At 46.0% G+C, this 250-nt stretch carries 1 protein-coding gene; it reads right to left on the reverse strand.

Annotated features, from left to right (window positions below):
* Nucleotides 1-250 (reverse strand): Maf family protein (locus FQ664_RS26530; RefSeq protein WP_178091114.1); only part of this gene is annotated, 250 nt, incomplete at both ends.

Here is a 250-nt window from a genome sequence, read left to right on the forward strand (position 1 = left end):
CCATACATCCGTCGTTACCACAACCGATGACTGCTTATTCTTAGATACAACACTGACAGCAGTGAGCACCTGATGTTTTTCTCCTGACATCCCTTGAAGCATAGCTTTGGCATGTCCGAAATCATTGGGTTTTTCTAGTACATGTTCGTTTAAAACGACGACCGTATCAGAACCGACAACTACAGAGCTCGAGTCGCTCAGTTCAAGCCCAGCCATAGCTTTCTCTAACGACAAGCGCTCAACGTACTGT

Source organism: Pseudomonas persica (assembly GCF_900291015.1).
Classification (GTDB): domain Bacteria; phylum Pseudomonadota; class Gammaproteobacteria; order Pseudomonadales; family Pseudomonadaceae; genus Aquipseudomonas.